Origin of the sequence: Paracoccus stylophorae (assembly GCF_028553765.1) — a bacterium.
In the GTDB taxonomy this organism is placed as follows: Bacteria; Pseudomonadota; Alphaproteobacteria; order Rhodobacterales; family Rhodobacteraceae; genus Paracoccus; species Paracoccus stylophorae.
The window spans coordinates 2,983,361-3,008,631 of sequence record NZ_CP067134.1 but is presented as its reverse complement, the minus strand read 5'-3'; the positions used below and the strand labels follow the sequence as shown (position 1 = coordinate 3,008,631).

Sequence of the window (25,271 nt, the reverse complement as noted above, 5' to 3'; positions counted from 1 at the left end):
CGTCTTCATTCCTTCCCGGTGGCCGTATTACCACCGTCATGCCCGCGCAGACCCGTCAGTCTGCCGGCTTCCAAGATCACCTTGTCCGTCAGGCCACCCGCCGCAAGCGCGCCGTGTATGACATGATCGCGTCCGAAGGACAAACCCAATTCTGATGCGGTCAGGCAGCCGAACCAGCGCCCGCCGGTCGGCGTCCACAGCTTGCCCTTGCCGCGTTCCGATCCGTCGCTGGCCTGTAACAGCACCTTCGCGCGACCCTCGGACAGCCAGCCCTTTACCTTCTCGAACCCGGCCACCGCCTTGCCCGATTTCCGGGCCAGCGACACCAGTTCGACGACCCGCCGGGCCGTCGCGGCCTCGACCAGATCGGCCAGACCCTCGGGGGGTCTTGCCTGCGTCCTGGCCGCGCGCGAAAACAGCCCCTTCGCCGCCGCCTTATCGATGGCGGCGCGGTCGGCCGTCACCCAGATGCCGCGACCGGGCAGCTTTTCGGCCAGGTCGGGCACCACCGTGCCATCGGGGCCGACGACAAAGCGGATCAGCCCGCGCTTGGGTTGCACCTCGCCGGTGACGATGCAGCGCCGTTCGGGCTCATCGCGTTGCTTTATGCGTCCACCGCGGCTCAAGGGGGCAAATCCGGGGCATCACGCCCCGGCCTCCTCGTCGGTGCCGCCTTCGGCCCCGTCGGCCTCGGCGTCGGCGTCCGGGTCGTCCCCACCGTCCAATTCGGTCGGATCGACCCAGCCCAGCATGACGCGCGCGGTCATGACCATGGTCTGCGCCTCTTCCAGCGAAACCTCGAACGGTTCCAGCAGCCCTTCGTCCTTGACCCGCTGCCCGTTCACCGTGGTCCAGCCGCCGGCCAGTTCCCAGTCGGCGCAGGTGGCGAAATCTTCCAGGGTCTTGACGCCGTCCTTGGCCAACGCCTCTACCATCTGGGGGGTCAGCCCCTCGAATTCAATAAGGCTGTCCTCGGCGCCCAGTTCGCGGGCGTTGTCCAGCGCGGCCTTGGCCCGGGCCTCCAGTACGTCACGGGCGCGGGCCTGCAATTCGCGGGCCGTATCCTCGTCCACGCCGTCGATCGACAGAAGCTCGTCCTGTTCGACATAGGCCACCTCTTCCAGATCGGTGAAGCCTTCGGCGACCAGAAGCTGGGCGAAGAACTCGTCCAGGTCCAGCGCCTCCATGAACAGCTGCGTGCGGGCGTTGAACTCGGCCTGACGACGCTTGGATTCCTCTTCCTCGGTCAGGATGTCGATGTCCAGCCCGGTCAGCTGGCTGGCCAGACGCACGTTCTGGCCGCGCCGGCCGATGGCAAGCGACAGCTGTTCGTCGGGCACCACGACCTCGATCTTGCCGGCCTCTTCGTCGAACACGACCTTGCTGACCTCGGCCGGCTGCAGCGCGTTGACCAGGAAGGTCGCCTGATCCTCGTTCCAGGGGATGATGTCGATCTTCTCGCCCTGCAATTCGCCCACCACGGCCTGCACCCGGCTGCCGCGCATGCCGACGCAGGCGCCGACCGGGTCGATGCTGCTGTCATAGCTGATGACGGCGATCTTGGCGCGGCTGCCCGGATCGCGGGCCACGGCCTTGATGTCGATGATGCCGTCATAGATTTCGGGCACCTCCATCTTGAACAGCTCGGCCATGAATTGCGGATCGGTGCGCGACAGGAATATCTGCGGCCCGCGCGTCTCGCGGCGCACATCCTTGATATAGGTGCGGATGCGGTCATTCGGGCGATAGGATTCGCGCCCGATCTTTTCGTTGCGGCGCAGGATCGCCTCGCCCCGGCCGACATCGACGATGATGTTGCCGTATTCCTCGCGCTTGACGATGCCGTTGATGATGGTGCCGGCGCGGTCCTTGAACTCCTCGTATTGACGGTCGCGTTCGGCCTCGCGGACCCGTTGCAGGATCACCTGCTTGGCCGATTGCGCGGCGATCCGGCCCAGATCGACGGGCGGCACCACCTCTTCGAACACGTCGCCCGGTTGCGGCGCGCCCGAGAAATCGTCCAGCCGGGTGCCGTCGCGCCACCAGGTGCCGCGACCGTCCCTGGACGGCTCGAAATAGGTTTTCGCCTGATCCGGGGTGAACTGCGACTGATAGTTTTCCAGCTCCTCGTCCGTCACCACGGTGCGGGCGCGGGTGAATGTCGCGTTGCCGGTCTTGCGGTCGATCTTGACCCGGATGTCCATCTCGGCGCCATAGCGCGACTTGGCGGCCCGGGCGAGGCTGTCCTCCATCGCCTCGATGACCAGCTCGGGCTCGATCATCTTCTCGCGCGCCACCGCCTCGGCGGTTTGCAGCAGTTCAAGCTGGTTGGCAGAGGTGATCGCCATCGCTTACTCCTTGGCATCGGCGCCGTTGGCGCCTGTCTGTTCGCGGGTTTCGCCGCCGTCCTCGGTTTCCACCGCGTCGAAGGCGCTTTCATCCAGATTGTCGATCGCAACGCCGGCCTCTTTCTTCTGGCGCAGCATCTCGCGGATCAGCTCGTCGGTCAGCACCAGCTTGGCATCGGCAAGCCAGTCGAAGTTCAGCCCGATGGTCTGCACCTCGCCGCCCTCGTCGATGTTCAGCAGCACCTCGTCGCCGCCGGTGCCGGTCTCGACCCCCGCCAGCACGCCTTTCCAGCGCTTGCGACCGTCGATCGGCTGGTTCGTTTCCAGCTTGGCCTCGTATCCCTCGAACGCCTCGAAATCCTTCAGCCGGGTCAGCGGCCGGTCGATGCCGGGGCTGCTGACCTCGAGGTGATAGGCTTCCTCGATCGGGTCCTCGACATCCAGCGTGGCGCTGACGGCGACCGAAATCTGGCCGCAATCGTCGACGTTGATCCCGCCTTCGGGCCGGTCCGCCATGATCTGCAACGTGGCGGTCTTGCCGCCCTGCAGGCGGACGCGCACCAACTCAAAGCCCAGATCCTCGATCACCGGGGTGATGATCTCGGCCAGGCGCCGGTCGATGGCGGTCTTGGCGATCAGGTCGTTCGACATGAGAACCTTTGGATACGAAAAAGGGCCCGCAGCGGGCCCATGCGAAAGCGTCCGGTGGGCAGGGGGTGGAAGCCTGCACCGCTGTTAGGCAGGCATATAGACCGGGTCCGCAGCAATTGCAAGCACGCCGCGCGACCGGGCGCATCATCGCGGATCTGCCCGGTCGCGGGCCGGTTCCGCGCGCCCGGATTCAGGCCGCGCCCGTCGTGCGGTTGTCGCGCCAGATGCGCCAGTTCAGCGCCGCCGCCACGCACAGCCACGCCAGATAGGGCAGCAGCATGACCCCGGCCAGCACGTCGATTCGCCAGAACGTCACCGTCATGGCCAGCACGACCAGCCACAGGATGGCGATCACCGCCATGCCCGCAGCCATAAGATGCGCGCCGAAAAACACCGGCGTCCACAGCGTGTTCAGCGCGATCTGCGCCGCCCACAGCGCCAGCGCCAGGTCAGATCCCGGCACGCCCGCGACCCGGGCGGCGGCGATGGCCGACAGCAGATAGATCGCGGTCCAGGCAATCGGGAACAGCCGGTTCGGCGGCGTGAAGCCGGGTTTTCTCAACCCCTCATACCATGCGCCGGGCTTGAAGATCACGCCGGTCGCGGCGGCGGCGGCACTGGCCAGCAGGAACAGCAGGAAAATCATGCGCCGGCTCCGGTCCCCTGCCGGTCGGTGTCGCGGATTGCGTCCATGACGCGCAGCAACTCGGCCGAGATTCGCGGCTCGGACAGCGCGTGGCCCGAGGCGGGGACGATGCGCAACTCGCAGCGCGGCCAGCCTTCGGCCAGTTCATGCGCGCTGCCCGGCGGGCAGACCATGTCATAGCGGCCCTGCACGATCACCGCCGGCAGATGTTCGATCCGGTGCCGGTCGCGCAGAAGCTGGCCCTCGTCCAGAAAGCAGCGATGGCTGAAATAATGGTTTTCCAGCCGCGCGAAGGCACGGGCATATTCGGCCGGCGCGTGGCTGGACGGAGCCGATTGCAGACCCGCCAGCGCGTTTTCCCACATCAGCCAGGGCAGGGCATAGCGTCCCTGCCGCCCGGCATCGTCGGAAAACAGCCGCCGGCGATAGGCGCCGATCATGTCGTCGCGCTCGGCCTCGGGGATGGGGTCCTGGAACTGCGCCCACAGATCGGGAAAGAACCGCGCAGCGCCGCCGCCATAGAACCAGTCCAGCTCGCGCTGCCGGCCCAGGAACACGCCGCGCAGCACCAGCCCGGTGACGTGACCGGGATGCGCCTGCGCATAGGCCAGCGCCAGCGTCGCCCCCCAGCTGCCGCCGAACAGCAGCCACGCGGCGATGCCCAGATCGGCGCGGATGCGTTCGATGTCGGCGATCAGATGCGCGGTCGTGTTCGCCTCGACCGAGGCAGAGGGCCGCGACCGGCCGCAGCCGCGCTGATCGAACAGCACCACCCGGTAATGTTCGGGATCGAAGAAACGCCGCATGAACGGGCTGCATCCGCCGCCCGGCCCGCCATGCAGCACCAGCACCGGACGGCCGTCCGGGTTGCCGCATTGTTCGACATACAGGCGGTGGCCGTCGCCCACATCCAGCATGCGCCGGTCGAACGGCTCGCCCGCCGGGTGCAGGCGGCCATGTGTCGCGGAGTTTTGCTCTGCCATTCGGTCCATTCAGGCACTATAAGCCCAAGCGACAGCGCCCGCCAGAAGGACCGACGCATGAGCAGCATCGACGCCCAGGAAATCGCCAAGTTCGAGGCCATGGCCGCCGAATGGTGGGACCCCGAAGGCAAGTTCAGACCGCTGCACATGATGAACCCGGTGCGGCTGGACTATATCGCAACCCAGATCGCGGCCGAGTTCGGACGCGACCGCCGCGCCCCGCGACCGTTTCAGGGATTGCGCGTGCTGGATATCGGCTGCGGCGGCGGGCTGGTGGCCGAACCGATGGCGCGCCTGGGGGCCGAGGTCGTGGGCGCCGATGCCGCAGAAGGCAATATCGCCGTCGCCCGCCTGCACGCCGAACAGCAGGGGCTGCGGGTGGATTACCGCGCGACCACGGCGGAATCGCTGGCCGGGGCGGGCGAGGTCTTCGACGTGGTCCTGGCGCTTGAGATCGTCGAGCATGTGGCCGATCCGCCCGCCTTCATCGCCACCTGCCGCGATCTGGTCCGGCCCGGCGGTCTGGTCATCGTCTCGACCCTGAACCGCACCGCGAAAAGCTTTGGCGCGGCGATCGTCGGGGCCGAATGGGTCCTGCGCTGGCTGCCGCGCGGCACCCATGACTGGGGGCGGTTCATCACCCCGGACGCGCTGGCCGCGATGGCCGAACAGGCGGGGTGCGCGGCGGTGGACCGGCGCGGCATGGTCTTCAACCCGGTCGGTTTCGGCTGGCGGCTGTCCGACCGCGACCTGTCGGTGAACTATGTCATGACCGCCCGGCGCAGTCCGCAGACGACGGACTAAAGCGGCCCGCCCTCCAGCCTCAGGCGCAGTTCGCGCAGCACGGGCAGGGCGCCGCGCACCCGGTCGGCGCCGATATCGCGCACGACATCGGCGATCAGCGGCATGAAGGCGGCGATGGCCGCATCGCGCGCCGCGCGCCCCGACGGGCTGATCGACACGAATTTGCGCCGCGCATCGTCCCAGTCGGGGCGAATATGGACATGGCCTGCCCATTCCAGCCGCGACAGCGTGTTGGTCATCGCCCCGCGGGTGATGTGAAACGCCTCGGCCAGCTGCGCGGGGGTGCGTTCCTCGTTCACATGCGCCAGCAGGTTCAGGACCGAGAAATGCGAAATCTGCATCCCGCGCGGCAGCGCCTTGCTGATCAGGTTGCGCGACAGCTGGTCGGCAATCAGCACCTCGGCGAACAGGCTGGCGGCCAGCCGGTCGTTGGAATGCGGTCTGTCGATGTCGCTCACGGGTTTGTTCATCGCGCGAAAGGGATCAGGGGCCGTCGAAATGGCGGTCATGGGTCAAGGACGGGATGCGAGAGCGTGCCCTGTCCACTGCCCCAAGGTCAAGCTCGACCATGGTCAGACCCGGCGTCACGCCCCCGTCGGCCAGCACCTTGCCCCAGGGATCGACGGCCAGGGAATGGCCGTGGCTGCGGCGGGGCTGGCGGTCGGGGCTGTGCGGGGCGGCATGGATGCCGCATTGCGCCGGCGCCAGCACGAAGCAGCCGGTCTCGATGGCGCGGGCGCGCAGCAGGACCTGCCAATGCGCCTCGCCGGTGGTCGGGCTGAAGGCCGACGGCACGGTCAGGATACGCGCCCCCTGCTGCGCCAGCGCCCGGTAAAGATGCGGAAAGCGCAGATCGTAGCAGATCGTCATGCCCACCGGCACACCCGCCGCCTCGGCCAGAACCGCGCGGTCGCCGGGGCGATAGGCGGCGCTTTCGCGATATTGCTCGGTCTCGGAGATGGTCACGTCGAACATGTGCAGCTTGTCATAGCGGGCCGCGATCCCGCCGTCAGGGTCGATCAGGAAGCTGCGGTTGACGAAGCGGTCGTCATCGCCCGATTTCAGCGCAAGCGACCCGATCAGCAGCCAGATCCCGGCCCTGCGCGCCTCGGATTGCAGTGCGGACAGGGTCGGATCGTCGGCCTGTTCGCGCAGCACGGCCTGTTGCCGCTTGCGGTCGGGCGACAGGATGTTCGTGGCCTCGGGCGTCAGCACCAAGGTGGCACCCGCCGATGCCGCCTGCCGGATCAGCGGAACGGTCGCGGACAGGTTCGCCTGCGGGTCGTCGCCCACGTTCAGCTGCACCAGCCCGACCCGCAGCGCCGCGGCCTGGGTCATGCGGCGCGCCCTTCCAGCAGCGGGTCCAGCTTGCCGATGCGCTCCAGCGCGTGCAGTTCGTCGCTGCCGCCGACATGGGTGTCGCCGATGAAGATCTGCGGCACGGTGCGGCGGCCCTGCGCGCGCTGCATCATCTCGGCCCGCCGGGCGGGGTCGGCGCCGACATCGATCTCGGCATAGGCGACGTTCTTGCGGTCCAGCAATTGCCTGGCGGCGGTGCAGAACGGGCAGGTGCGGGTGGCATAGATTTCGACGGTGGGTTTCTGGGTCATGGCGTTCCGGTCGGTGATTGTGATGCGTCAAATCTAGTCATCCTTGACCGCGCGCGCCAGAACCGCCACCGAAATCGGTCCCGATCCGGCCGCCAGCAGCGCCTCGGCCGCCGCAGCCATCGTCGCGCCCGAGGTCATCACGTCATCGACCAGCAGCACCGCCTTGCCCCGTATCCGCGCGGCGCGGCGCGGGTTGATCGCCAGCGCGCCGGCGATATTGGCGAACCGGTCGCTGACGCTGCGGTGGTCCTGCCCCTCGGTATGGCGGCGGCGGATCAGCAGGTCGGGCAGATGCGGCAGACCGCGCGCCCGGGCCAGATGGGTCGAGACCAGCGCCGCCTGATTATACCGCCGCTTCATCAGCCGCCGCAGATGCAGGGGCACCGGCGCCACCACCATGCCGGGCCGGATCAGCGGCGCGGCCGCCCGCGACAGCCAGCCGGCCAGCGCGGGCGCCAGATCGGGCCGGTCGCCGTGTTTCAGCGCCAGCACAAGGCTGCGCCCGGTCCCGGCATAGACCACCGCCGCCCGCCCGTGCCGCCAGGGCCGCGCGATGGCCAGACAATCGTCGCAGATCAGCGATTCGTCGCCCGTCCCGCTGCCGTCGTCGGGCAGCGGCGCGCCGCAGCGATGGCAGGCAGCCGCGCCGATGAACCGGGTCTCGCGCCAGCAATCGGGACACAGGCGCAGGCTGCCGTCGCCGTCATCCGCCACCGGCAGCCCGCAGCCGATGCATTGCGGCGGATAAATCAGGCGCAGCGCGCCTTTCATCGCCGCCCGAAGCACCCTATGTTCCCCGCCCATGAACGCCCCTTCCGCCTCTGACCGCCCCGCGCTGACCGACCGACGGGCGCTGACCCGCCAGCGACGTCGCGCGATGCGCGCGGGACATGCCGACGTGCTGCACCGGCTTGCCGCCGACGAGATCCAGGATAGGCTGGCCGAGATTAAAAGATCGTTTACGCGCCCCGCCATCGTGACCGGTTTTCCCGATTTCTGGGCCGCGCGGTTTCCCGATGCGAAGATCGTGGCCGACGATCCGGTGCTGGATCTGGAACCGGGCGCGCATGATCTGGTGATCCACGCCATGGCGCTGCACTGGGCCGACGACCCGGTGGGCCAGATGGTCCATTCCGCGCGCGCCCTGCGCCAGGACGGGCTGTTCATCGGCGTCTGTCCCGGCGGGCAGACCCTGTCTGGCCTGCGCGCCGCGCTGGCCGCGGCCGAGGCCGAGATCACCGGCGGCCTGTCGCCCCGCGTCCTGCCGATGGGCGAGATCCGTGACATGGGCGCGTTGCTGGGCCGGGCGGGTCTGGCGCTGCCGGTCGCGGATCTGGTCAGCCAGCGCGCCAGCTATCGCGACCTGATCCATCTGGCGCGCGACCTGCGCGCGATGGGCGAGGGCAACGCCATGGCCGCCCGCCTGCGCCGCCCCACGCGCCGCGCGGTCCTGGCGCGGGCGGGCGCGATCATGGCCGAACACCACCCCGACCGCGACGATCCGTCCCGTATCGCCGTCACCTTCGATCTGGTCTTTCTGACCGGATGGGCACCCGCGCCGTCGCAGCCCAAACCGCTGCGGCCCGGCTCGGCCACGACCCTTCTTGCAGACGCGCTGAACGAGATCAGGAAAAAGACATGACGCCAGCCACCGTGCCCGCCCACGCGCCGACCGACCATCCCGCGATCACACCCGCCCGAACCGGCATCCTGATCGCCAATCTGGGCACGCCCGACGGCTACGATTACTGGTCGATGCGGCGGTATCTGAACGAGTTTCTGTCGGACAAGCGGGTGATCGACTATCCGGCGTGGAAATGGCAGCCGCTGTTGCAGGGGATCATCCTGACCAAACGGCCCTTCACCTCGGGCGCGAACTACAAGCTGATCTGGAACCACGACCGGGGCGAAAGCCCGCTGATGACGATCACGCGCGACCAGACCCAGGCGCTGCGCCAGCGCGCCACCGAGGAATGGGGCGACCGGGTGATGGTGGAATTCTGCATGCGTTACGGCAACCCCTCGACCGCCGAGGTGGTGGACCGCATGGTGCAGGCGGGCTGCCGGCGGATCGTGTTCCTGCCGCTTTATCCGCAATATGCAGGTGCCACCTCGGCCACCGCCAACGATCAGCTGTTCCGCGCGCTGATGGCGCAGAAATGGCAACCCTCGGTGCGGACCTGCGATCCCTATTTCGACCGGCCCGACTATGTCCGGGCGCTGGCCGACAGCGTGCGGCGCGCGCTTGGCGACAGGCGGCCCACGAAGCTGGTCGCCTCGTATCACGGCATGCCGAAACGCTATCTTCTGGAAGGCGATCCCTATCATTGCCAGTGCCAGAAGACCTCGCGCCTGCTGCAACAGGCGCTGGACTGGCCCGACGGCATCATCGACACCACCTTCCAGTCGGTCTTCGGCACCGAGGAATGGCTGCGCCCCTACACGGTCGAACATGTCGCGGATCTGGCGCGGCAGGGCGTGTCCGACATCGCCGTCATCTCGCCCGCCTTCGCCTCGGACTGCATCGAGACGCTGGAAGAGATCAACGGAGAGATCCGCGAAAGCTTTGAACATGCCGGCGGCCGCGATTTCACCTATATTCCGTGCCTGAACGACGATCCTGCCCATATCGAGGTGATGATGGGCGTCATCCGCGACAATATCGGCGGATGGGTCTAGCCTGCCCGCCGGGAACATCGGCCCCCGTCCCGCGTTGCCGCCGCAGCGTGAGCGCAGGAGGATCGAATGACGCAGCCGGACAGACCCGCCCCCGACAGGACCGCCCCCGACCAACCCGCCAGCGATCAGGAAAAACGCGCGCTGGCGAAGGACGAGCTGGACCTGGCCGACCGGGCGCGGCAACCCGGTCTGGCGCAGCTGTCCGATCGCGAGTTGTCGGACCTGATCTCGCTTCTGCGCGGACGGCGCGACCGGGCACGGGATCTGGCGGCGCGTCAGGGCCGCGAGGCGCGTGGCAAGGCAGAGCCGTCGGGCGCCACCCCCGCCTCGGGCAATCTGGGCACGCTGACCAAGCAGGACTATCTTGCCGCAGCCCTCGACCGCGCCACCGCAGAACGCCACCGGCGCGACGGCGCACAGCTCGGCGACCCGCAGCCGTGACACGAAAACAGCCGCCCATGGGGGCGGCTGTGCGCTGACATCCGGGACAAGCCGCAAGTTCTACAGCAACAGGACCTGCGTGCCGATATTGGACAAGGCGAACAGTTCCTGGATGTGTTCATTATACAGGCCGATGCAGCCATTCGACGATTTGCGCCCGATCTTGCGCGTGTCGTGGGTGCCGTGGATGCGGTAATACTGCCAGCTCAGCCACAGCGCATGGGTGCCAAGCGGGTTGTCCGGCCCGGGCGGCACGAAATCGGGCCATTCGGGATTGCGCTGCTTCATCTCGGGCGTGGGGGCCCAGGACGGGCCTTCGACCTTGCGGATGATCTCGGTCCGTCCGGTGCGCGTCAGATCGGCGCTAACCGGGATCGAGGACGGATAGACGCGATAGACGCTTTCATCCTCGGACCAGAAATGCACCGCGCGCGAGGTCAGATCGCACAGGATCGCGCCATTGGTCAGATTGTCGAAATAGGGCCGCCAGTCCTGCGCCCGAAAGCTTGAGATGTTGTGGCGCTGGTCGGCCTGGCTGTCATACTGGACCGCGCCCGCATCGGGGGTGGCGCCCGGCGTCGCGCCGATCACCTGCTGTCCAGTATAGGGGTCGATCTGCTGCGCAAAGGACGGCCCCGCCAGACCGGCGGCGCCAAGCGCAGCGGCCGAGCCAAGGAAGGCCCGGCGGCTGAGGGCAGACGATGTGCTCATGGCATGTGTCCTTCGTTTCCGTGATCGTTCTGGGACGACCTTGACTGCTCCGCCTCATGCGGATGATCGATTCTATACTCCGCGCCGTGCATCCGGGCAATTCAAACCCGCGCCAGCGGCAGGGCTGCAACAGCGGCTTCGCTTCACGCTTTCGTGCCTTTGAAGCGCCGCCGCCTTTTCGCTAGATCAGCAAGAAGGAATCCGGGGAATGTGGATCATGATGAATTTCAAGGTGTTTGCGGTGCTGTCGCTGATCGCGCTGGCCGCCTGTCAGCCGCGCACGATGCCCCAGCTTGGCCCCGACGGCCAGCCGCTGCCCGTCGCCTACAGGATCGACCAGCGTGAGGCGGCCGAAATTCCCGCCCGGGTGTTGCAGCAAATCAACATGCTGCGGGCCAATGTGGGCGCGCCGCCCCTGATGCAGAACCCGCAGCTGGATGCCGCCGCCCTGGCGCATTCGCGCGACATGGCGGCGCAGAACCGCGCCTGGCACTGGGGATCGGACGGGTCGTCGCCGCTGGACCGGGCGCGCGCGCAGGGCTATTTCGGCACCCTGATCGGAGAGAACATCTCCGAGACCTATGAAAACGACATCCAGACGCTGAACGCCTGGATGTCCGAACGCGACACCCGCGACGTCATCATGGACCCGACCGCGACCGGGCTTGGCGTGGCGTGGTATCAGGAACCGTCGGGCAAGATCTGGTGGACGCTGCTGACCGGCAGCTGACACCGGCGCGCGGCAATCGCATCGCCGTCAATTGAAACGGGCGTCCGATATCTTGTCGGACGCCCGTAAACTTTGGCGGGGACCGGGTTTTCCGGCCCAACGCGGACGGTCAGGGCTGGATGAAGATCGGCGTACCCGGACGCAGCATGGCATAGACCTCCTCGATCTCTTCGTCCTTCACGGCGATGCAGCCGGCGGTCCAGTCCCGTTTCTTGGGCGCCAGCGCGTTGCCCTCGGGTCCCCAGCCATGGATGAAGATGTCGCCCCCCGGACGCTGGCCCAACGCCTCGGCGAAGGCCACATCCCGCTCGCTGGGATAGGAGACGCCGACCGACAGATGGTATTTGCTGCGCGGGTTGAACCGGTCGATGAAATACATCCCCTCGGGCGTCTTGCCGTCGCCCTCGAACCGCTTGGTGCCAAGGGGTTGATTGCCCAGACCGATATCGAACGATTTCAGAACGGTCTGGTTGTGCAGCAGATACATCCGCCGCTTGCCCTTGTTCACCACGACCTGGGTGACGGGGGGGCCGTTATAGGTCTTGAACTTGGATTTGCCTGCGCCACACGCCGCCAGCAGGGCCAGCAGCGAAAAGGTGACGGTCCGGCGTGTCGCTCGATACATCACTGCCTCGGGTGGTTTCTTTTTATGTCTTCTGATTAGCATGAAAGCCGCGGTCGGGCTAGCGGCGGCGAAACTCGGCCACGGTTTCGACATGGGCGGAAAAGCGGAACTGATCGACCACCCACAGCCGCGTCAGATGCAACCCGCCCTCGGCCAGAATCCGCGCATCCCTTGCGAAATTCACCGGATCGCAGGCCACGAACGCGATCCGGGCCACGTCCGAGCGCGCAATCTGGCGGCATTGCGCCTCGGCGCCCGCGCGCGGCGGGTCGATCACGATTGCGTCAACACGCGCGATCTCGTCCGGCAACAACGGGTTGCGGGCCAGATCGCGAATCTCGGTGGTGACGCGCTGCAACCCGGGCGCGCCGCGCCATCCCGCCTCCAGCGCCGCCAGCGGCGCGGCCAGCCCCTCGACCGCGTGCACCTGCGCCGACCGGGCCAGCGGCAGGGCGAACGTGCCGCAGCCGGCAAACAGATCTGCGATCCGGGCCGCCCCGCGCAGGATCTCCTGCACCGCGGCCAGCAGCGCGGCCTCGCCCTCGGCGGTGGCTTGCAGGAACGCGCCGGGCGGCGGCACCACCTGCGCCCGTCCCATCGGCAGGGCCGGCGCGCGGCGGGTGATGGCCTCGCCGTTCCAGTCCAGCCGGGCCAGATCGCCCCGATCGGCCAGCGCCGCCAAGGTCCGGAACAGCGCCGCATCCATCGCCTTGCCGCCCTGCGCGGCCACGTCCAGCCCCGCGGGACCGTGGATCACCGTCAGCGCGATTTCCGCCGACCGCGACGCCCCCGCCGCCACGATTGCGCGCAGCAGCGGCAGCGCGGCCATAATCTCGGGCCGCACCACGTGGCAGTCGGCCAGATCCACGATCACCTCCGAGGCGCGGGCGTGAAACCCCACCAGCGCGCCCTTTTTCGTGCGCCGCCCCGACAGCACCGCCCGCCTTCGCGACCGCAGCGGCGAGACATGCACCCCCGCCAGCGGCGCCGCCAGCCCCTGCGCCGCCAGCGCGGTTTCGACGACCTGACATTTCCACGCCGTCGTGAACGCGCCTGTCGCATGCATCAGCGAACAGCCGCCGCAGGCGCGGTAATGGCCGCAGACCGGCTTTATCCGGTCGGCCGACGGGGTCACGATCCGCGGCGCGGCGATGCGGCCATCGACGGCCTCGCCCGCGACCGTCTCGCCCGGCAGGGTCAGCGGCGCCAGCGCGCGGCCGCCATCGCCCACCGCCACCCCGTCGCCGCGCCGTCCCAGACGCGCGATCCGCCACAGGCTCACTCGGCGGCCTCTTCGGTGCCCAGAAACCCGCCCGACTGGCGGTTCCAGTAACGCGCATACAGCCCGCCCTGCGCCAGCAATTCGGCGTGAGAGCCCGATTCGACGATCCGGCCGGCATCCATGACGATGATCCGGTCCAGTTCGGCGATGGTGGACAGGCGGTGGGCGATGGCCAGCACCGTCTTGCCGCGCATGGCGCGGGACAGCGCCTCCTGCACCTGCGCCTCGACCTCGCTGTCCAGCGCGCTGGTGGCCTCGTCCAAGACCAGGATCGGCGCGTCCTTGACAAAGGCGCGGGCCAGCGCGATCCGCTGACGCTGACCGCCCGACAGGTTGACGCCGCGTTCGCCCAGACGCGCATCGTATCCGGTGCGCCCGGCGTGATCCTGAAGCCCCAGGATGAACTCGTGCGCCTCGGCGGCGCGCGCGGCGGCCTCGATCTCCGCGTCGGTGGCGTCGGGGCGGCCATAGACGATGTTGTCGCGCGCGGAGCGGTTGAACATGGCGGTTTCCTGCGTGACCATGCCGATCTGCCGGCGCAGGCTTTCCTGCGTGACCTGCCGCACGTCCAGCCCGTCGATGCGGATCGCGCCGCGTTCGACGTCGTAAAGCCGCAGCAGCAGCGCGACCAGCGTAGATTTGCCCGCACCCGACGCGCCCACGATGCCGACCTTTTCGCCGGCCGCGATCTCCAGCGTCAGGTCGCGGATGCCGCCCGCCTCGTGGCCATAGGCGAAATCGACGTGATCGAAGACGATGTGGCCGCGCACCCGGTCCAGCGTGACGGCATCCGGCGCATCGGTCAGCGCGTGGGGCGGCGACAGGGTGCGCATCCCGTCCTCGACCTCGCCGATGCTGCCCCAGACGCCCATCAGCGCCATGCTGACCCATCCGGTCATCTGGCTCAGCCGCATGGCGATGGCGCCGGCGGCGGCGATGTCGCCCGGCGTCGCCTGCCCCTGACGCCACAGCAGGATCGACCCGCCCACCAGGATCACCGGCAGGATACCCGCCACGATCATCAGCGACAGCCGGAACCACGTCGACACGATCCCGAAATCCAGCGCCCGTTCGCGAAACCCCGCCATCGCCCCCAGGGCGGCGCGATCCTCGTGCTCGGCATGGGCGAACAGCTTGACGGTCTTGATGTTGGTGATCGTGTCCACGACCTGCCCCGTCACCATCGCCCGGGCCGAGGCGCGCGCCCCCGACCGCAGCCGGATGCGCGGCAGAAAGAACCGGATCAGCGCGAAATATGCCAGCAGCCACACGACCAGCGCGACTGCGCCCCAGCCATCGACCGACAGCAGGAACGCCGCCGACCCGATCACCGAGGCCAGCGCGAACGCGACCACGTTCACCATCTCGCTGGCGACATCGGTGACGGCGCGGGCGGTCTGCATCTGCTTCTGCGCCAGCCGCCCGGCGAAATCGTTGTCGAAGAACGTCACCGCATGGCCCATCGTCCAGCGATGCAGCCGCGACAGGACCAGCGGCAGGATGTTCGGCCCGATGATGACGCTGGAACTGGCGGTGGACAATCCGAAGATCGCCGGGCGCAGGATCAGGAAAAAGCCGATGAACAGCGCGATCAGCAGCCAGTTCTGCGCCCAGAATCCGACCGTGGCGTTGCCGCTGACCGCATCGACCACGCGCCCCAGCAGGATCGCCGCGATGACATCCGCCGCACCCCCCATGGCCGAGGCCACGGCGGCCACGCCCAGACCGCGCCACGCCCCCGACAGGCACCAGCGGAAGAACGCCAGCAACGTGTCGGGCGGCGGTCCCTCTGCGGGGCGAAAGGCATCGACCATGCGGCCAAAGCGTTGATGCAGGCTCATGGCGCGGCCTTTCCGGCCAGCAGGGCGGCGTCGATCAGCGCCGGGGCCGGCACCGCGAAATCGCCCGCGATCCACATCGCCTCGGCGGCCTTCAGGCCGCGACCGATCTGGTGGCCCTGAAGATCGGGGATCAGATCCTTTGCCGCGATCGGCAGGCGCGCCTGCGCCGCGTGGGCCAGCCGGTCGGCCCAGCCCTCGGGCAGATCGTGGCCCGATGCGGTGCGGATCAGGGCATGATCGGTGGCCAGATCGCGGCCCAGCCGATAGCCCGCCTCGTTCAGCGACCATCCGGCCGACAGCGCGCCGGCCAGCGCATCCTGCACCCGCGCCTCCTCGCGCGACAGGCGCAGCGCCTGGGCCGCATCGGGCGCGCGCAGACAGGCCAGACGGCGCGGCCATGCAGGCGGCCGCCCGCCCTCGGCCGCGATCAGCGCGGGCAGCGTGTCCGCCTGCGCCCCGGGCAGGATCTGCGCCAGCACGCCGGTATCCGCCATCAGCCGCACTGCGTCCGAGGGGTCGGGCGCGGCCAGCAGTTTCCGCATCTCGGCGCCGATGCGTTCGGGCGCGATCCGCGCCAGCCCGTCCTTCAGCGCGGCGCAGGCGGCCACGGCGCGGGGATCGGCCTTGCGCCCATACCAGGCCAGAAAGCGAAAGAAGCGCAGGATGCGCAGGTAATCCTCGCGGATGCGGGCCTGCGGATCGCCGACAAAGCGCAGCCGCCCGTCCATCAGATCGGGCAGGCCGCCCACCGGGTCGATCACCCGGCCCGCGCGGTCGGCATACAGCGCGTTCATGGTGAAATCGCGCCGCCGCGCATCCTCGGCCAGATCGTCCGAGAACGCCACGACCGCGCGCCGCCCGTCGGTGTCGACATCGCGCCGGAATGTCGTGACCTCAAAGCCGCGTCCGTCTGCCACGACGGTGATCGTGCCGTGGTCGATGCCGGTCGGCACCGGCTTCAGCCCCGCGTCCCGGGCCAGTCGCATCACGTCCCTGGGGCGGGCGTCGGTGGCGATGTCCACATCGTCCACCGCCCGCCCGATCAGCGCGTTGCGCACCGCGCCGCCGACCAGGAAACCGCGCCTGTCCCCGGCCTCGATGGCGTCCAGAACCGCGCTCAGCGCCGGGTCGGCCAGGACGGGGGCCAGCGCCTTGCACGGCGCATCGCCGTCGGTCAGCGCGCTCACGACCGGAACCTTTCCGCCAGCCCCAGCAGCATCCGCGCGGTCGCGCCCCACAGGTAATACGGACCCCACGGCGCCACGTAATAGCTGCGCCAGCCGCCGCGCCAGCGCCGCTTTTCGACGCGATAGCTGGCCGGATCGGCGATATGGGCGAAGGGCATGGCAAAGACCTCATCGACCTCGCCGGGTTCCGCGACCGGAACGAACGGGCCGCGGATGATGCCGATCACCGGCGTCACCGCAAAGCTGGTGACGGTCCGGTGCGGCGCCAGCGCGCCGACCAGATCGACCTGCGCGGGGTCCAGCCCGACCTCTTCGCGGGCCTCGCGCAGCGCCGCCGCCACCTCGTCGGCATCGCCCGGATCGACCTTGCCGCCGGGCAGGGCGATCTGGCCCGGATGATGGCGCAAACCCGAGGCGCGCTTGGTCAGCACCAGCCGCCCGTCATCCTCGTGAAACGCCGCCAGCACGCCGGCGGACCGGGTCGGCGCGTCGGGCAGGGGCATGTCGTCCAGATCGTAATCCGAACTTGGCCCGGCCATGTCCGCCAGGGCCGCGCGCAGCCGCGCCTCGGACCAGGCGGCCGTCACTCGGCGGCCCTGTCCTGCGCGCCGCCGGCATCGTCGCCGTCGCGGTCGATGGGTTGGCCCTCGGCATCGACCGTCGCCTCGAATCCCAGGCTGTCGGGGTCGAATTCGTAATGCGCGCCGCAGAACTGGCAGTCGGCGGTCACGATGCCCGCATCGGTGGTCATGTGCGCGATGTCCTTGGCCGAATAGATCGACAGCGTCTCGCGCACCCGCTGGCCGGTGCACGAACAGCCGAACTCGACCCGCTGCGTGTCGAAGACGCGCGGCGTTTCCTCGTGAAACAGGCGCAGCAGCAGATCGGTCGGACCCACGGTCGGGCCGATCAGTTCCAGCGTCTCGACCGTGTCCAGCAGCAGGTTGGCGCGGTTCCAGTTCTCGGATTCCGCGCCCTGCAGGATGTCTGCGGCCTCGATCAGCCCGTCCTCGCCGCTGCCGCCCTCGCCCATGCCCATGGGCTGGGCGGGCAGGGTCTGCAACATGACGCCGCCGGCGCGCCAGTGCTCGGGCTCGCCCGACAGCTGCGAGCGGCCATAGGCGACCGAGAATCGCGTCGGCAATTGTTCGGACTGCGCGAAATAGGTCTGCGCGCAGGACGACAGCGACCCGCCCGACAGCGGCGTGATCCCCTGATAGGGATGGGTGCCCTGACCCTGATCGATCAGGATCGCGAAATATCCCTCGCCGATCTGCTCGAAGGGCGGGCGGTCGTCCAGCCGGTCGGCGTCGAAACTGGCCCAGGCGCGGATGCGGGCGGGCTGGCCCTCGGCCTCGGGGGCATAGAAATCGGTGGCGATGGTGCGCACCGCGCCGTTGCCGCGCACCTGCAGGCTCAGCTTCCAGCGCAGCTTGACGGTCGGCCCGATCAGCGCCGTCAGCAGCGCCAGTTCCGCGACCAGCGCGCTGACCGCCGGCGGATAATCGTGGCGTGACAGGATGTGGTCCAGCACGCCATCCAGCCGCGCGACGCGGCCGCGGATCGAGGATCTGTCCAGCTGGAAGGGCAGAACCGTGTCGTCCCAGGCGATCTGGTTGATCATGCTCATGGCGTATCCTTGAAGTCGGTGGCCCGCACCGACCGGGTCGGGCGGGCCTGTGTCGCGCCCAATATAAGGGTTTCGACGCCGATCCCAAGGGGGCGCCCGGCGCGCAGCCGCGATGCCCGATGCACGCGCCAACGCGGCCGGCCAGCAGCAGGCGGCGTTGACGATGATGCGTTTCGCCACCCCCGCGCGGCCGCGGCGGCTGCCCGTGCGCCGCCGCAGCCCGCGTCACCGGGGCGTCAGGCCGACCGGATCGGCGGGACGCAGATATTCGACCAGCACCGCCGACATGTCGTCGGGACGCTCGCCCCGGCCATATTCCGACACCGACCAGGCCATCGATTCCAGAAATGCGTGGCCGCCCAGAAAGGCGTTGGTGCGCATGATCGCCTCCAGCCCGTCCTCGCCCAGCAACCGGCCCGCCGCGTTCGCAGCCTCGGTAATCCCGTCCGAGGCGATCAGCAGCCGGTCCCCCGGCTCCATCCGGAACTCGATCTCATCGAAGATCGGCGTCTCGAACACGCCCACCGGCATCCCGCCCCTGCCGATCCGCAGCACCTGTCCGTCGGCCTTTTGCAACATCGGATGCGGGTGGCCGGCCTGCACCATCCGCACCTGCCCGGTGACATGGTTCAGTTCGGCATAGATCATGGTGAAATAGGTTTCTGTATTCACCTCTTCCAGCATCATGTTGTTGAAGAAATGCGCCAGGGCTGCGGGCGGCACCGCATCGCTGCCCGATTGCGCCGCGCGCAGCGCCACGTTCTGGTCCGACGCCCCCGACAGATGCACCGACAGCTGCGCGGTCAGCAGCGCCGCCGTCACGCCGTGGCCCGACACGTCCAGCGCGTAAAGCCCGACCCGGTCCCCGGTGATCGGAAAGAACCCCACCAGATCGCCGCCGATATGGCCCGCGGGCCGCAGCAGCAGCGACAGCTGGATCTGGTTGAACCGCCCCGCGCGTTCGCGCACCAGCCCCTGTTGCAGCTTGCGCGCCTCGCGCAGGTCGCGGTCGATGGCGGCCTGCGTTTCGCGCAGCTTGTCCAGCGTCTGGCGCAGCTGCGCGTTGCTGGCGCGCAGTTCGTCCTCGACCCGCAGGATGCGTTCGCCCGCCGACAGCCGTGCCAGCAATTCCTGCCCCGAGACCGGCTTGCGCAGGAAATCGTCCGCCCCCGCCTCCAGCCCGCGGGCGATGTCGCCCTCGTCCGCGGTGTCCGTCAGCAGCAGGAAATACCCGTATCCGCTGCGGTCGCGGGCGCGGAACGCGCGGCACAGATCCAGCCCCGACATGTCGGCCACATTCCAGTCCGACAGCACGAAATCGGGCTCGGCCGCGTCGCAGAGGGCCAGCGCCTGCGCCACCGATTCCGCCTCGCTGACACGGTATCCCGCCTTGCGCAGCCGGGTCCCGATCAGCCGCCGCTGCGCCGCGCTGGCATCGACCAGCAGCACCTGTCGCGCGGTGCGCACGGCACCGGCAAAGGACGAGATGGCAGGGGATCGATTCGGCGATGTCATGACACGACATCTAGACCGTCGCGGGTGAAGAAGCCGTAAATCCGCCCCGATCAGCCGCGCCGAACAGCGACAATTTTCGTCATCTCGGCTGCGGACATCCGTCCGCCCGACCCTTCAGACCAGCAATTCGGCCAGGATCCCGTCATTGGTGATGTCGCGAAAGGCAAAGCCCGACTGTTCCAGCCGCGCCGCCAGCGTGGTCAGGTTCGCGGGCTGCGTCGTTTCGATCCCGATCAGGACCGAGCCGAAGTTCCGCGCCGATTTCTTCAGATACTCGAACCGCGCGATATCGTCATCGGGACCCAGAAGTTCCAGGAAATCGCGCAGCGCGCCGGGGCGCTGCGGCATCCGCAGCACGAAATACTTCTTGACGCCGCTGTGGCGCTGCGCGCGTTCCTTGACCTCGGGCAGGCGCTCGAAATCGAAATTACCGCCCGAACAGACGCAGACCACCGTCTTGCCGGTCAGATCGCCCAGATCGCCCAGCACGTCCAGCGCCAGAGCGCCGGCCGGTTCCAGCACCACGCCCTCGGTGTTCAGCATCTCAAGCATGGTCAGGCAGATCCGGTCCTCGGGCGCCAGATGCACGTCGGCGGGCGAAAAGCGGCGCAGCGTCTCGAAGGGCAGGGCGCCGATCCGGGCCACCGCCGCGCCATCGACAAAGCTGTCGATCGCGGGCAGCGCGACCGGCGCGCCGGTTTCCAGCGCGGCTTTCAGGCTGGCCCCGCCAAGCGGCTCGGCAAAGGCGAATTGCGTCTCGGGCGCCACCTCGCCCAGATAGCGGGTGACGCCCGACGACAGGCCGCCCCCGCCCACCGGCAGCACCACCAGATCGGGCGCGCGGCCAAGCTGGCCCAGCATTTCCAGCCCGACCGTCGCCTGCCCCTCGATGATGTCGGGGGCGTCGAAGGGCGACAGGAACTGCGCCTGCCGTTCGGCGCAGAACGCCTGCGCGGCGGCCAGCGTCTGGTCGAAATAATCGCCCCTCAGCACGATCTCGACCGCGTCGCCGCCGAAGATCTGGGTCTTGTGGATCTTCTGCTGCGGCGTCGTGACCGGCATGAAGATCGTGCCGCGCACAGCGAAATGCCGGCAGGCATAGGCCACGCCCTGCGCGTGGTTGCCGGCGCTGGCGCAGACGAAATGCGCCCGTGCAGCCGACTGCCCGCCCACCAGCTTGCGCATGGCGTTGAACGCGCCGCGCAGCTTGTAGCTGCGCACCGGGGTCAGATCCTCGCGCTTCAGCCAGATATCGGCCCCGTGTTTCGCCGACAGATGATCGTTGCGCTGAAGCGGCGTGGGGTCGAACAGGTCGCGCAGGGCGGCCTCGGCATCCTGGACAGAGGCGACAAAGTTTTCCATGGCCCACGCCCATGCCGCGAAAGCGCCGGCTTGGCAAGAGGTCAGCGCGCCCGCCCGCCTCACCGGCGCATGTCGCGCACGCCCCTGCCGCCGCGCGCGCCGCGATCAAGCGCGCCCTTGTGGGACTGCGCGATTGGCCGTATCCCGGCGCGAAACTCGACAAAGGGATCCGCCATGTCCGACGCGCCGAAGAAAGTCGTCCTTGCCTATTCCGGGGGCCTCGACACCTCGATCATCCTGAAATGGTTGCAGACCGAATATGGCTGCGAGGTCATCACCTTCACCGCCGATCTGGGACAGGGCGAGGAACTGGAACCGGCGCGCGCCAAGGCCGAGATGCTGGGCATCGCCCCCCAGAACATTCATATCGAGGATCTGCGCGAGGAATTCGTGCGCGATTTCGTCTTTCCGATGTTCCGCGCCAATGCGGTCTATGAGGGGCTGTATCTGCTTGGCACCTCGATCGCGCGTCCGCTGATCTCCAAGCGTCTCGTGGAACTGGCCCACCGGCACGGCGCCGACGCGGTCGCCCACGGCGCCACCGGCAAGGGCAACGATCAGGTCCGCTTCGAACTCAGCGCCTATGCGCTGGACCCGGCCATCCGGGTGATCGCGCCCTGGCGGGAATGGGACCTGACCAGCCGCACGAAGCTGATCGAATTCGCCGAACAGAACCAGATCCCCATCGCCAGGGACAAGCGCGGCGAGGCACCGTTCAGCGTGGACGCGAACCTTCTGCACACCAGCAGCGAGGGCAAGGCGCTGGAGGACCCCGCCGTCGAGGCCCCGGCTCATGTCTATCAGCGCACCGTCGCCCCCGAGGATGCGCCCGATCAGCCCGAATATGTCGAGGTGACGTTCGAACGCGGCGACGCGGTGGCGATTAACGGCAAGAACCTGTCGCCCGCCACGATCCTGACCGATTTGAACGAGCTGGGCCGCAAGCACGGCATCGGCCGGCTGGATTTCGTGGAAAACCGCTTTGTTGGCATGAAGTCGCGCGGCATCTATGAAACCCCCGGCGGCACGATCCTGCTGGAGGCGCATCGCGGCATCGAACAGATCACGCTGGATTCGGGCGCGGGCCATCTGAAGGACAGCCTGATGCCGCGCTATGCGGAACTGATCTATAACGGCTTCTGGTTCAGCCCCGAACGCGAGATGCTGCAGGCCGCCATCGACAAAAGCCAGGAACACGTCACCGGCACCGTCCGGCTGAAACTGTATAAAGGCAGCGTCTCCTGCGTCGGCCGCTGGTCGGATCACTCGCTTTACAGCGAAGCCCATGTCACGTTCGAGGACGACGCCGGCGCCTATGACCAGAAGGACGCGGCAGGCTTCATCCGCCTGAACGCGCTGCGCCTGAAACTGGTGGCGAACCGGAACGCGCGGGTGAAATAGCGTTCGTTTACGTTATATGCAGCTACCGACCTTGCCAAAGAAGGGGCTTTGGAATGCCGCAGACACGGGTCGAAGAAATCCTTGCGACGATCAAGCCGCTGGCATCCGAGTATATGAGGATCACCGGTAAGCCATTGGGCGTGACTGGTGAGATTGCCGAATACGTTGTCGCACAGAAGCTGGGGCTGGAACTGGCGTCCGCGCGGACACCAGGCTACGATGCGCTGCGTGTGAAAGACGGCAAGATAGAGCGCGTTCAGGTGAAGGGACGTGTTGTCGGACGATCTCCCTCACCGGGACAGCGGGTGGGCGCGATCAAACAGAACGCTGACTGCGATGTCGTCATGCTGGTTCTCCTTGATGACGACTTGGACGCAATCGAAATCTGGGAAGCGCCTTACGGCACGATTGCCGAGATTCTTTCTCGTCCCGGCTCCAAAGCGCGAGAGCGGGGGCAGCTTGGAGTAGCAGCCTTCAAGGCGGCTGCAAGAAAGATATGGCCTTCGCCGACGAGCACGAATCAAAGCGCGAACAGTTGTCCGGAGTGCGGGAAGGTCTTCAAGAACGGTTGGATCGGCATTGATGCGCACTGGAAATCCAGACACAATCATATCATGGATTATGATCAGGCGTGGCCTTTACTGAAGTCCGGCAGATACACACAAAGGCCCCGCCCATGACCCGCCCCGCCCGCATCGCCATCCTGACCGTCTCCGATCGCGCCGCGACCGGCGAGTATGAGGACAAGGGCGGCCCCGGCGCCGAAAGCTGGCTGCGCGACACGATCACCTCGCCGGTCGAGATCGCGCGCCACATCGTCCCCGACGGGCGCGAGGGCGTGGCCGCAAGGCTGCGCGAACTGGTCGAGGCGGGCACCGACCTGATCCTGGTGACCGGCGGCACCGGCCCCGCCCCCCGCGACCAGACGCCCGAGGCGGTGATGGACGTGGCCCACCGCGAATATCCGGGCTTCGGCGAGGAAATGCGCCGCGCCAGCCTGCGCGAGGTGCCGACCGCGATCCTGTCGCGCCAGACCGCCGTCAGCCGCGACGCCACGCTGATCATCACCATCCCCGGCAAACCCTCGGCCATCGCCACCTGCCTGAACGCCGTCTTCGCCGCCGTGCCCTATTGCCTCGACCTGCTGGGCGCGGCGCGGATCGAGACGGACCCCGACAAGATCGCCGCCTTCAGGCCAAAGGGGAAATAGACGGGCGACGTCGCGCAGCGAAGCACGGCTTCAGCCAGATGCCGCCTGATGCTGCTGCCCAAGGATCCAGCCCTCCCAACCCGAGATGGCCGGATCCCTTGGCGCACCTTCCGGACGATGCCCATCGACCACGTCCAGCATCCCCAGAAGGCCGACCAGCGCGTCGAACTGATCCTCGCCGTCGGCGCGATCCGAGAATCCGTTGCGGATGACATCTGCCAGCCCCTCGGCCAGACCATGACCGCGCTGCGTTGTCCGTGCCAGAAGATGGCCGCCGACGCTTGCCCTGCCGGCCTGCTTTCGTTTGCTCCAGACCGGTCTTCTCGGAATCCCCAGATGGTCATAGACCTCTCCGGGATAGGTTTCCGCGACGACGATATCCCGCTGCGCAAGCAGGCTGTGCAGGTCGCCGTCAAAGGGCCACAGCCCGATCCGAGGCAGGTTCGGCTTCAGGATTTCCTGCCAGCCGGTCGCCGCCGCTTTCCCCACCTGATTGCCGCCAAGTGTCCAGAACAACATGCAGGCCGCGGGCCTGCTGGCCGTTCGTCGCTCGCAAAGCCTGCGGGCCGACACGCCATCCAGCGCAAGACCGTCCAGCAGATGCGCAAGCCGCCGTCCGCCGGGCCGCATCGGATAGAAGGGCCGGTGCAGACTGATCTGGCTTGCATCGTCGCAAACGGCAAACCAGTCCTGCCATGCCCCCGCGCAGCCGAACGCCTCGACGGCCTCGCGAAAGCCGTCCAGACCCGTCCGGGCGCCATAGGTTAGCGGAAGGCCGATCGGGAAATCGAAGCCCGCGAACAGGCGACCGGGCTTTGCGCCCTCTCTCATCCGGTCAAGGACATCCTCGGTCGATCCGACCCGCTGCGGCAGTTCCAGGCGCCACGAACCGCCGTCTCTGGTTGCCTTCGCCTGCCATCTTTTGGCGGCGTCCTTGCTCCAGTCGCAATGAACGACGACATCCGGTTTCATCGGTCGAACCCTATCGGGATGCTCGGCCGGGTCGTCGCGGCATCGACCGCCAGCAACTTACCGGGCCACCGCACGAACTCCTCCGCGTCAGCCCGATTTCTTCCGCGAGGCGCGCTTTTTCGGCGGCGCCTCGGCCTCGGCTTCGGCGGCCTGTTGTTCGTCGCGTTCCAGTCGCGCCTTGCGCAGCTTGGCCGACAGTTCTTCGCGGCGGGTGCGGTCCTCGTCGATGATCAGCCTTGCGGCCGCCGTCGTACGGTCCTGAAGGGTTTCGGGCGCTTTGAAATACTGGCCGAACAGCGGGCTGGGTTTGCTTTTGCGTGTCACGCGGATCTCCCTGAAAATTCTTGCGGAACGTGGATGCGGCATGACGCGGCCGCAGCGGCGGGCCGGTTCATCGCACCCGCGCACGGGCGCGCATCGACGCCGGGCCAGCGGACCGGGGCGGTCCCTGTGGCATGACGAAGGGCGTTGCGGTTGGTCTGGCACCTGTGGCGGGCGATGATCGCGTTCTCTGTGTGACGCCCGGGCGGATGTGCCGTGCTCTGCCCTCTATATGGGAAGTCTTCGGCGAAATACATCACGACCGCGTCAGAAACTGGGCCGAGGCAGGGCGCGACGCACGCGCCACCGTGCGTTGCCGGTG

28 protein-coding genes are annotated in these 25,271 nt (G+C 68.0%); 8 read left to right on the top strand and 20 right to left on the bottom strand.

Going from position 1 to position 25,271, the window contains the following annotated elements:
* Positions 1-5: 5 nt before the first annotated feature.
* From JHW45_RS14845 to pip, 5 genes are all read right to left on the bottom strand, one after another.
* Positions 6-626 carry an RNA-binding protein gene (locus tag JHW45_RS14845; RefSeq protein ID WP_272858367.1) on the bottom strand — a complete coding sequence of 207 codons (621 nt, stop codon included), beginning with the start codon at positions 624-626 and terminating at the stop codon, positions 6-8.
* 18 nt (positions 627-644) lie between these two features.
* Entirely contained in the window at positions 645-2,348 is a 1,704-nt protein-coding gene (nusA, locus tag JHW45_RS14840) for a transcription termination factor NusA (protein ID WP_272858366.1), read from the bottom strand.
* A 3-nt stretch (positions 2,349-2,351) separates the two neighbouring features.
* Positions 2,352-2,999 (bottom strand): ribosome maturation factor RimP, encoded by a 648-nt coding sequence (gene rimP, locus JHW45_RS14835; RefSeq protein ID WP_272858365.1) that lies wholly within the window; start codon positions 2,997-2,999, stop codon positions 2,352-2,354.
* A 190-nt stretch (positions 3,000-3,189) separates the two neighbouring features.
* The gene (gene tspO, locus JHW45_RS14830) at positions 3,190-3,645 is read right to left on the bottom strand and encodes a tryptophan-rich sensory protein TspO (RefSeq protein WP_272858364.1); all 456 of its coding nucleotides are present in this window, start codon (positions 3,643-3,645) and stop codon (positions 3,190-3,192) included.
* Positions 3,642-4,637 (bottom strand): prolyl aminopeptidase, encoded by a 996-nt coding sequence (pip, locus tag JHW45_RS14825; RefSeq protein WP_272858363.1) that lies wholly within the window; start codon positions 4,635-4,637, stop codon positions 3,642-3,644. Before pip ends, tspO begins: the two co-directional genes overlap by 4 nt.
* 48 nt (positions 4,638-4,685) lie before the next feature.
* On the opposite strand from pip, the gene ubiG reads away from it, so the two are divergent.
* Positions 4,686-5,432, top strand: a complete 747-nt coding sequence (ubiG, locus tag JHW45_RS14820; protein WP_272858362.1) for a bifunctional 2-polyprenyl-6-hydroxyphenol methylase/3-demethylubiquinol 3-O-methyltransferase UbiG — start codon at positions 4,686-4,688, stop codon at positions 5,430-5,432.
* Here ubiG and JHW45_RS14815 read toward each other — a convergent pair.
* The 4 genes from JHW45_RS14815 to JHW45_RS14800 are packed head-to-tail and all read right to left on the bottom strand — an operon-like array spanning position 5,429 to position 7,846.
* Positions 5,429-5,890, bottom strand: a complete 462-nt coding sequence (locus JHW45_RS14815) for a MarR family winged helix-turn-helix transcriptional regulator (RefSeq protein WP_419181810.1) — start codon at positions 5,888-5,890, stop codon at positions 5,429-5,431. The genes ubiG and JHW45_RS14815 overlap by 4 nt on opposite strands.
* A 25-nt stretch (positions 5,891-5,915) precedes the next feature.
* Positions 5,916-6,752, bottom strand: a complete 837-nt coding sequence (locus tag JHW45_RS14810) for a carbon-nitrogen hydrolase family protein (protein ID WP_272860631.1) — start codon at positions 6,750-6,752, stop codon at positions 5,916-5,918.
* Positions 6,753-6,766: 14 nt separating this feature from the next.
* The gene (gene grxC, locus JHW45_RS14805; RefSeq protein WP_272858361.1) at positions 6,767-7,042 is read right to left on the bottom strand and encodes a glutaredoxin 3; all 276 of its coding nucleotides are present in this window, start codon (positions 7,040-7,042) and stop codon (positions 6,767-6,769) included.
* A gap of 33 nt (positions 7,043-7,075) precedes the next feature.
* Positions 7,076-7,846 (bottom strand): ComF family protein, encoded by a 771-nt coding sequence (locus JHW45_RS14800; protein ID WP_272858360.1) that lies wholly within the window; start codon positions 7,844-7,846, stop codon positions 7,076-7,078.
* Here JHW45_RS14800 and JHW45_RS14795 point away from each other — a divergent pair.
* The 3 genes from JHW45_RS14795 to JHW45_RS14785 all read left to right on the top strand — a co-directional run bounded on the left by JHW45_RS14795 (position 7,845) and on the right by JHW45_RS14785 (position 10,162).
* Positions 7,845-8,684 (top strand): SAM-dependent methyltransferase, encoded by an 840-nt coding sequence (locus JHW45_RS14795; RefSeq protein WP_272858359.1) that lies wholly within the window; start codon positions 7,845-7,847, stop codon positions 8,682-8,684. The genes JHW45_RS14800 and JHW45_RS14795 overlap by 2 nt on opposite strands.
* Entirely contained in the window at positions 8,681-9,721 is a 1,041-nt protein-coding gene (hemH, locus tag JHW45_RS14790; protein WP_272858358.1) for a ferrochelatase, read from the top strand. The genes JHW45_RS14795 and hemH overlap by 4 nt, the downstream gene beginning before the upstream one ends.
* Before the next feature lie 66 nt (positions 9,722-9,787).
* Entirely contained in the window at positions 9,788-10,162 is a 375-nt protein-coding gene (locus JHW45_RS14785) for a hypothetical protein (protein WP_272858357.1), read from the top strand.
* A gap of 60 nt (positions 10,163-10,222) precedes the next feature.
* Here JHW45_RS14785 and JHW45_RS14780 read toward each other — a convergent pair whose 3' ends face one another.
* Complete coding sequence (locus JHW45_RS14780; RefSeq protein ID WP_272858356.1) at positions 10,223-10,873, bottom strand: L,D-transpeptidase; 651 nt, start codon at positions 10,871-10,873, stop codon at positions 10,223-10,225.
* A 217-nt stretch (positions 10,874-11,090) separates the two neighbouring features.
* On the opposite strand from JHW45_RS14780, the gene dalA reads away from it, so the two are divergent.
* Positions 11,091-11,603: a divisome-associated lipoprotein DalA gene (dalA, locus tag JHW45_RS14775; protein ID WP_272860630.1), complete on the top strand. Its 513-nt coding sequence runs from the start codon at positions 11,091-11,093 to the stop codon at positions 11,601-11,603.
* A 109-nt stretch (positions 11,604-11,712) separates the two neighbouring features.
* Here the strand turns inward: dalA and JHW45_RS14770 are convergent, their stop codons facing one another.
* The 8 genes from JHW45_RS14770 to ilvA form a co-directional block, all read right to left on the bottom strand.
* On the bottom strand, positions 11,713-12,228 hold the full coding sequence (locus tag JHW45_RS14770; protein ID WP_272858355.1) for a L,D-transpeptidase family protein: 516 nt from the start codon (positions 12,226-12,228) through the stop codon (positions 11,713-11,715).
* Between the two features lie 58 nt (positions 12,229-12,286).
* Positions 12,287-13,510, bottom strand: a complete 1,224-nt coding sequence (locus JHW45_RS14765) for a class I SAM-dependent RNA methyltransferase (RefSeq protein ID WP_272858354.1) — start codon at positions 13,508-13,510, stop codon at positions 12,287-12,289.
* On the bottom strand, positions 13,507-15,351 hold the full coding sequence (locus JHW45_RS14760; protein WP_272858353.1) for an ABC transporter ATP-binding protein: 1,845 nt from the start codon (positions 15,349-15,351) through the stop codon (positions 13,507-13,509). Before JHW45_RS14760 ends, JHW45_RS14765 begins: the two co-directional genes overlap by 4 nt.
* Positions 15,348-16,538 (bottom strand): CCA tRNA nucleotidyltransferase, encoded by a 1,191-nt coding sequence (locus JHW45_RS14755; protein WP_272858352.1) that lies wholly within the window; start codon positions 16,536-16,538, stop codon positions 15,348-15,350. Before JHW45_RS14755 ends, JHW45_RS14760 begins: the two co-directional genes overlap by 4 nt.
* A complete protein-coding gene (locus tag JHW45_RS14750) occupies positions 16,535-17,125 on the bottom strand; it encodes an NUDIX hydrolase (protein ID WP_419181809.1) in 591 nt (196 codons plus the stop codon). Before JHW45_RS14750 ends, JHW45_RS14755 begins: the two co-directional genes overlap by 4 nt.
* Positions 17,122-18,168: an Hsp33 family molecular chaperone HslO gene (gene hslO / locus JHW45_RS14745; RefSeq protein WP_272858351.1), complete on the bottom strand. Its 1,047-nt coding sequence runs from the start codon at positions 18,166-18,168 to the stop codon at positions 17,122-17,124. Before hslO ends, JHW45_RS14750 begins: the two co-directional genes overlap by 4 nt.
* A gap of 225 nt (positions 18,169-18,393) precedes the next feature.
* Positions 18,394-19,683: a PP2C family protein-serine/threonine phosphatase gene (locus JHW45_RS14740; RefSeq protein WP_272858350.1), complete on the bottom strand. Its 1,290-nt coding sequence runs from the start codon at positions 19,681-19,683 to the stop codon at positions 18,394-18,396.
* Positions 19,684-19,797: 114 nt separating this feature from the next.
* Complete coding sequence (gene ilvA, locus JHW45_RS14735; RefSeq protein ID WP_272858349.1) at positions 19,798-21,045, bottom strand: threonine ammonia-lyase IlvA; 1,248 nt, start codon at positions 21,043-21,045, stop codon at positions 19,798-19,800.
* A 174-nt stretch (positions 21,046-21,219) separates the two neighbouring features.
* Between ilvA and JHW45_RS14730 the strand changes: the two genes are divergently transcribed.
* The 3 genes from JHW45_RS14730 to mog are packed head-to-tail and all read left to right on the top strand — an operon-like array spanning position 21,220 to position 23,656.
* Positions 21,220-22,446, top strand: a complete 1,227-nt coding sequence (locus JHW45_RS14730) for an argininosuccinate synthase (protein ID WP_272858348.1) — start codon at positions 21,220-21,222, stop codon at positions 22,444-22,446.
* A 53-nt stretch (positions 22,447-22,499) separates the two neighbouring features.
* On the top strand, positions 22,500-23,126 hold the full coding sequence (locus tag JHW45_RS14725; RefSeq protein ID WP_272858347.1) for a DUF6998 domain-containing protein: 627 nt from the start codon (positions 22,500-22,502) through the stop codon (positions 23,124-23,126).
* Entirely contained in the window at positions 23,123-23,656 is a 534-nt protein-coding gene (gene mog, locus JHW45_RS14720; RefSeq protein ID WP_272858346.1) for a molybdopterin adenylyltransferase, read from the top strand. Before JHW45_RS14725 ends, mog begins: the two co-directional genes overlap by 4 nt.
* Positions 23,657-23,686: 30 nt before the next feature.
* On the opposite strand, the gene JHW45_RS14715 is transcribed toward mog, so the two are convergent.
* Both JHW45_RS14715 and JHW45_RS14710 read right to left on the bottom strand, forming a co-directional pair.
* On the bottom strand, positions 23,687-24,628 hold the full coding sequence (locus JHW45_RS14715) for a DUF429 domain-containing protein (RefSeq protein WP_272858345.1): 942 nt from the start codon (positions 24,626-24,628) through the stop codon (positions 23,687-23,689).
* 87 nt (positions 24,629-24,715) lie between these two features.
* Positions 24,716-24,952, bottom strand: coding sequence for a hypothetical protein (locus JHW45_RS14710; protein WP_272858344.1), 237 nt, complete (start codon positions 24,950-24,952; stop codon positions 24,716-24,718).
* Positions 24,953-25,271 lie beyond the last annotated feature (319 nt).

Excerpts from the sequence above, each read along its gene's own strand:
- nusA (WP_272858366.1), bottom strand. The coding sequence starts at position 2,348 with ATGGCGATCACCTCTGCCAACCAGCTTGAACTGCTGCAAACCGCCGAG.
- rimP (WP_272858365.1), bottom strand. The coding sequence starts at position 2,999 with ATGTCGAACGACCTGATCGCCAAGACCGCCATCGACCGGCGCCTGGCC.
- tspO (WP_272858364.1), bottom strand. The coding sequence starts at position 3,645 with ATGATTTTCCTGCTGTTCCTGCTGGCCAGTGCCGCCGCCGCCGCGACC.
- pip (WP_272858363.1), bottom strand. The coding sequence starts at position 4,637 with ATGGACCGAATGGCAGAGCAAAACTCCGCGACACATGGCCGCCTGCAC.
- ubiG (WP_272858362.1), top strand. The coding sequence starts at position 4,686 with ATGAGCAGCATCGACGCCCAGGAAATCGCCAAGTTCGAGGCCATGGCC.
- grxC (WP_272858361.1), bottom strand. The coding sequence starts at position 7,042 with ATGACCCAGAAACCCACCGTCGAAATCTATGCCACCCGCACCTGCCCG.
- JHW45_RS14795 (WP_272858359.1), top strand. The coding sequence starts at position 7,845 with ATGAACGCCCCTTCCGCCTCTGACCGCCCCGCGCTGACCGACCGACGG.
- JHW45_RS14800 (WP_272858360.1), bottom strand. The coding sequence starts at position 7,846 with ATGGGCGGGGAACATAGGGTGCTTCGGGCGGCGATGAAAGGCGCGCTG.
- hemH (WP_272858358.1), top strand. The coding sequence starts at position 8,681 with ATGACGCCAGCCACCGTGCCCGCCCACGCGCCGACCGACCATCCCGCG.
- JHW45_RS14785 (WP_272858357.1), top strand. The coding sequence starts at position 9,788 with ATGACGCAGCCGGACAGACCCGCCCCCGACAGGACCGCCCCCGACCAA.
- JHW45_RS14780 (WP_272858356.1), bottom strand. The coding sequence starts at position 10,873 with ATGAGCACATCGTCTGCCCTCAGCCGCCGGGCCTTCCTTGGCTCGGCC.
- dalA (WP_272860630.1), top strand. The coding sequence starts at position 11,091 with ATGATGAATTTCAAGGTGTTTGCGGTGCTGTCGCTGATCGCGCTGGCC.
- JHW45_RS14770 (WP_272858355.1), bottom strand. The coding sequence starts at position 12,228 with ATGTATCGAGCGACACGCCGGACCGTCACCTTTTCGCTGCTGGCCCTG.
- JHW45_RS14760 (WP_272858353.1), bottom strand. The coding sequence starts at position 15,351 with ATGAGCCTGCATCAACGCTTTGGCCGCATGGTCGATGCCTTTCGCCCC.
- hslO (WP_272858351.1), bottom strand. The coding sequence starts at position 18,168 with ATGAGCATGATCAACCAGATCGCCTGGGACGACACGGTTCTGCCCTTC.
- JHW45_RS14740 (WP_272858350.1), bottom strand. The coding sequence starts at position 19,683 with ATGACATCGCCGAATCGATCCCCTGCCATCTCGTCCTTTGCCGGTGCC.
- ilvA (WP_272858349.1), bottom strand. The coding sequence starts at position 21,045 with ATGGAAAACTTTGTCGCCTCTGTCCAGGATGCCGAGGCCGCCCTGCGC.
- JHW45_RS14730 (WP_272858348.1), top strand. The coding sequence starts at position 21,220 with ATGTCCGACGCGCCGAAGAAAGTCGTCCTTGCCTATTCCGGGGGCCTC.
- JHW45_RS14725 (WP_272858347.1), top strand. The coding sequence starts at position 22,500 with ATGCCGCAGACACGGGTCGAAGAAATCCTTGCGACGATCAAGCCGCTG.
- mog (WP_272858346.1), top strand. The coding sequence starts at position 23,123 with ATGACCCGCCCCGCCCGCATCGCCATCCTGACCGTCTCCGATCGCGCC.
- JHW45_RS14715 (WP_272858345.1), bottom strand. The coding sequence starts at position 24,628 with ATGAAACCGGATGTCGTCGTTCATTGCGACTGGAGCAAGGACGCCGCC.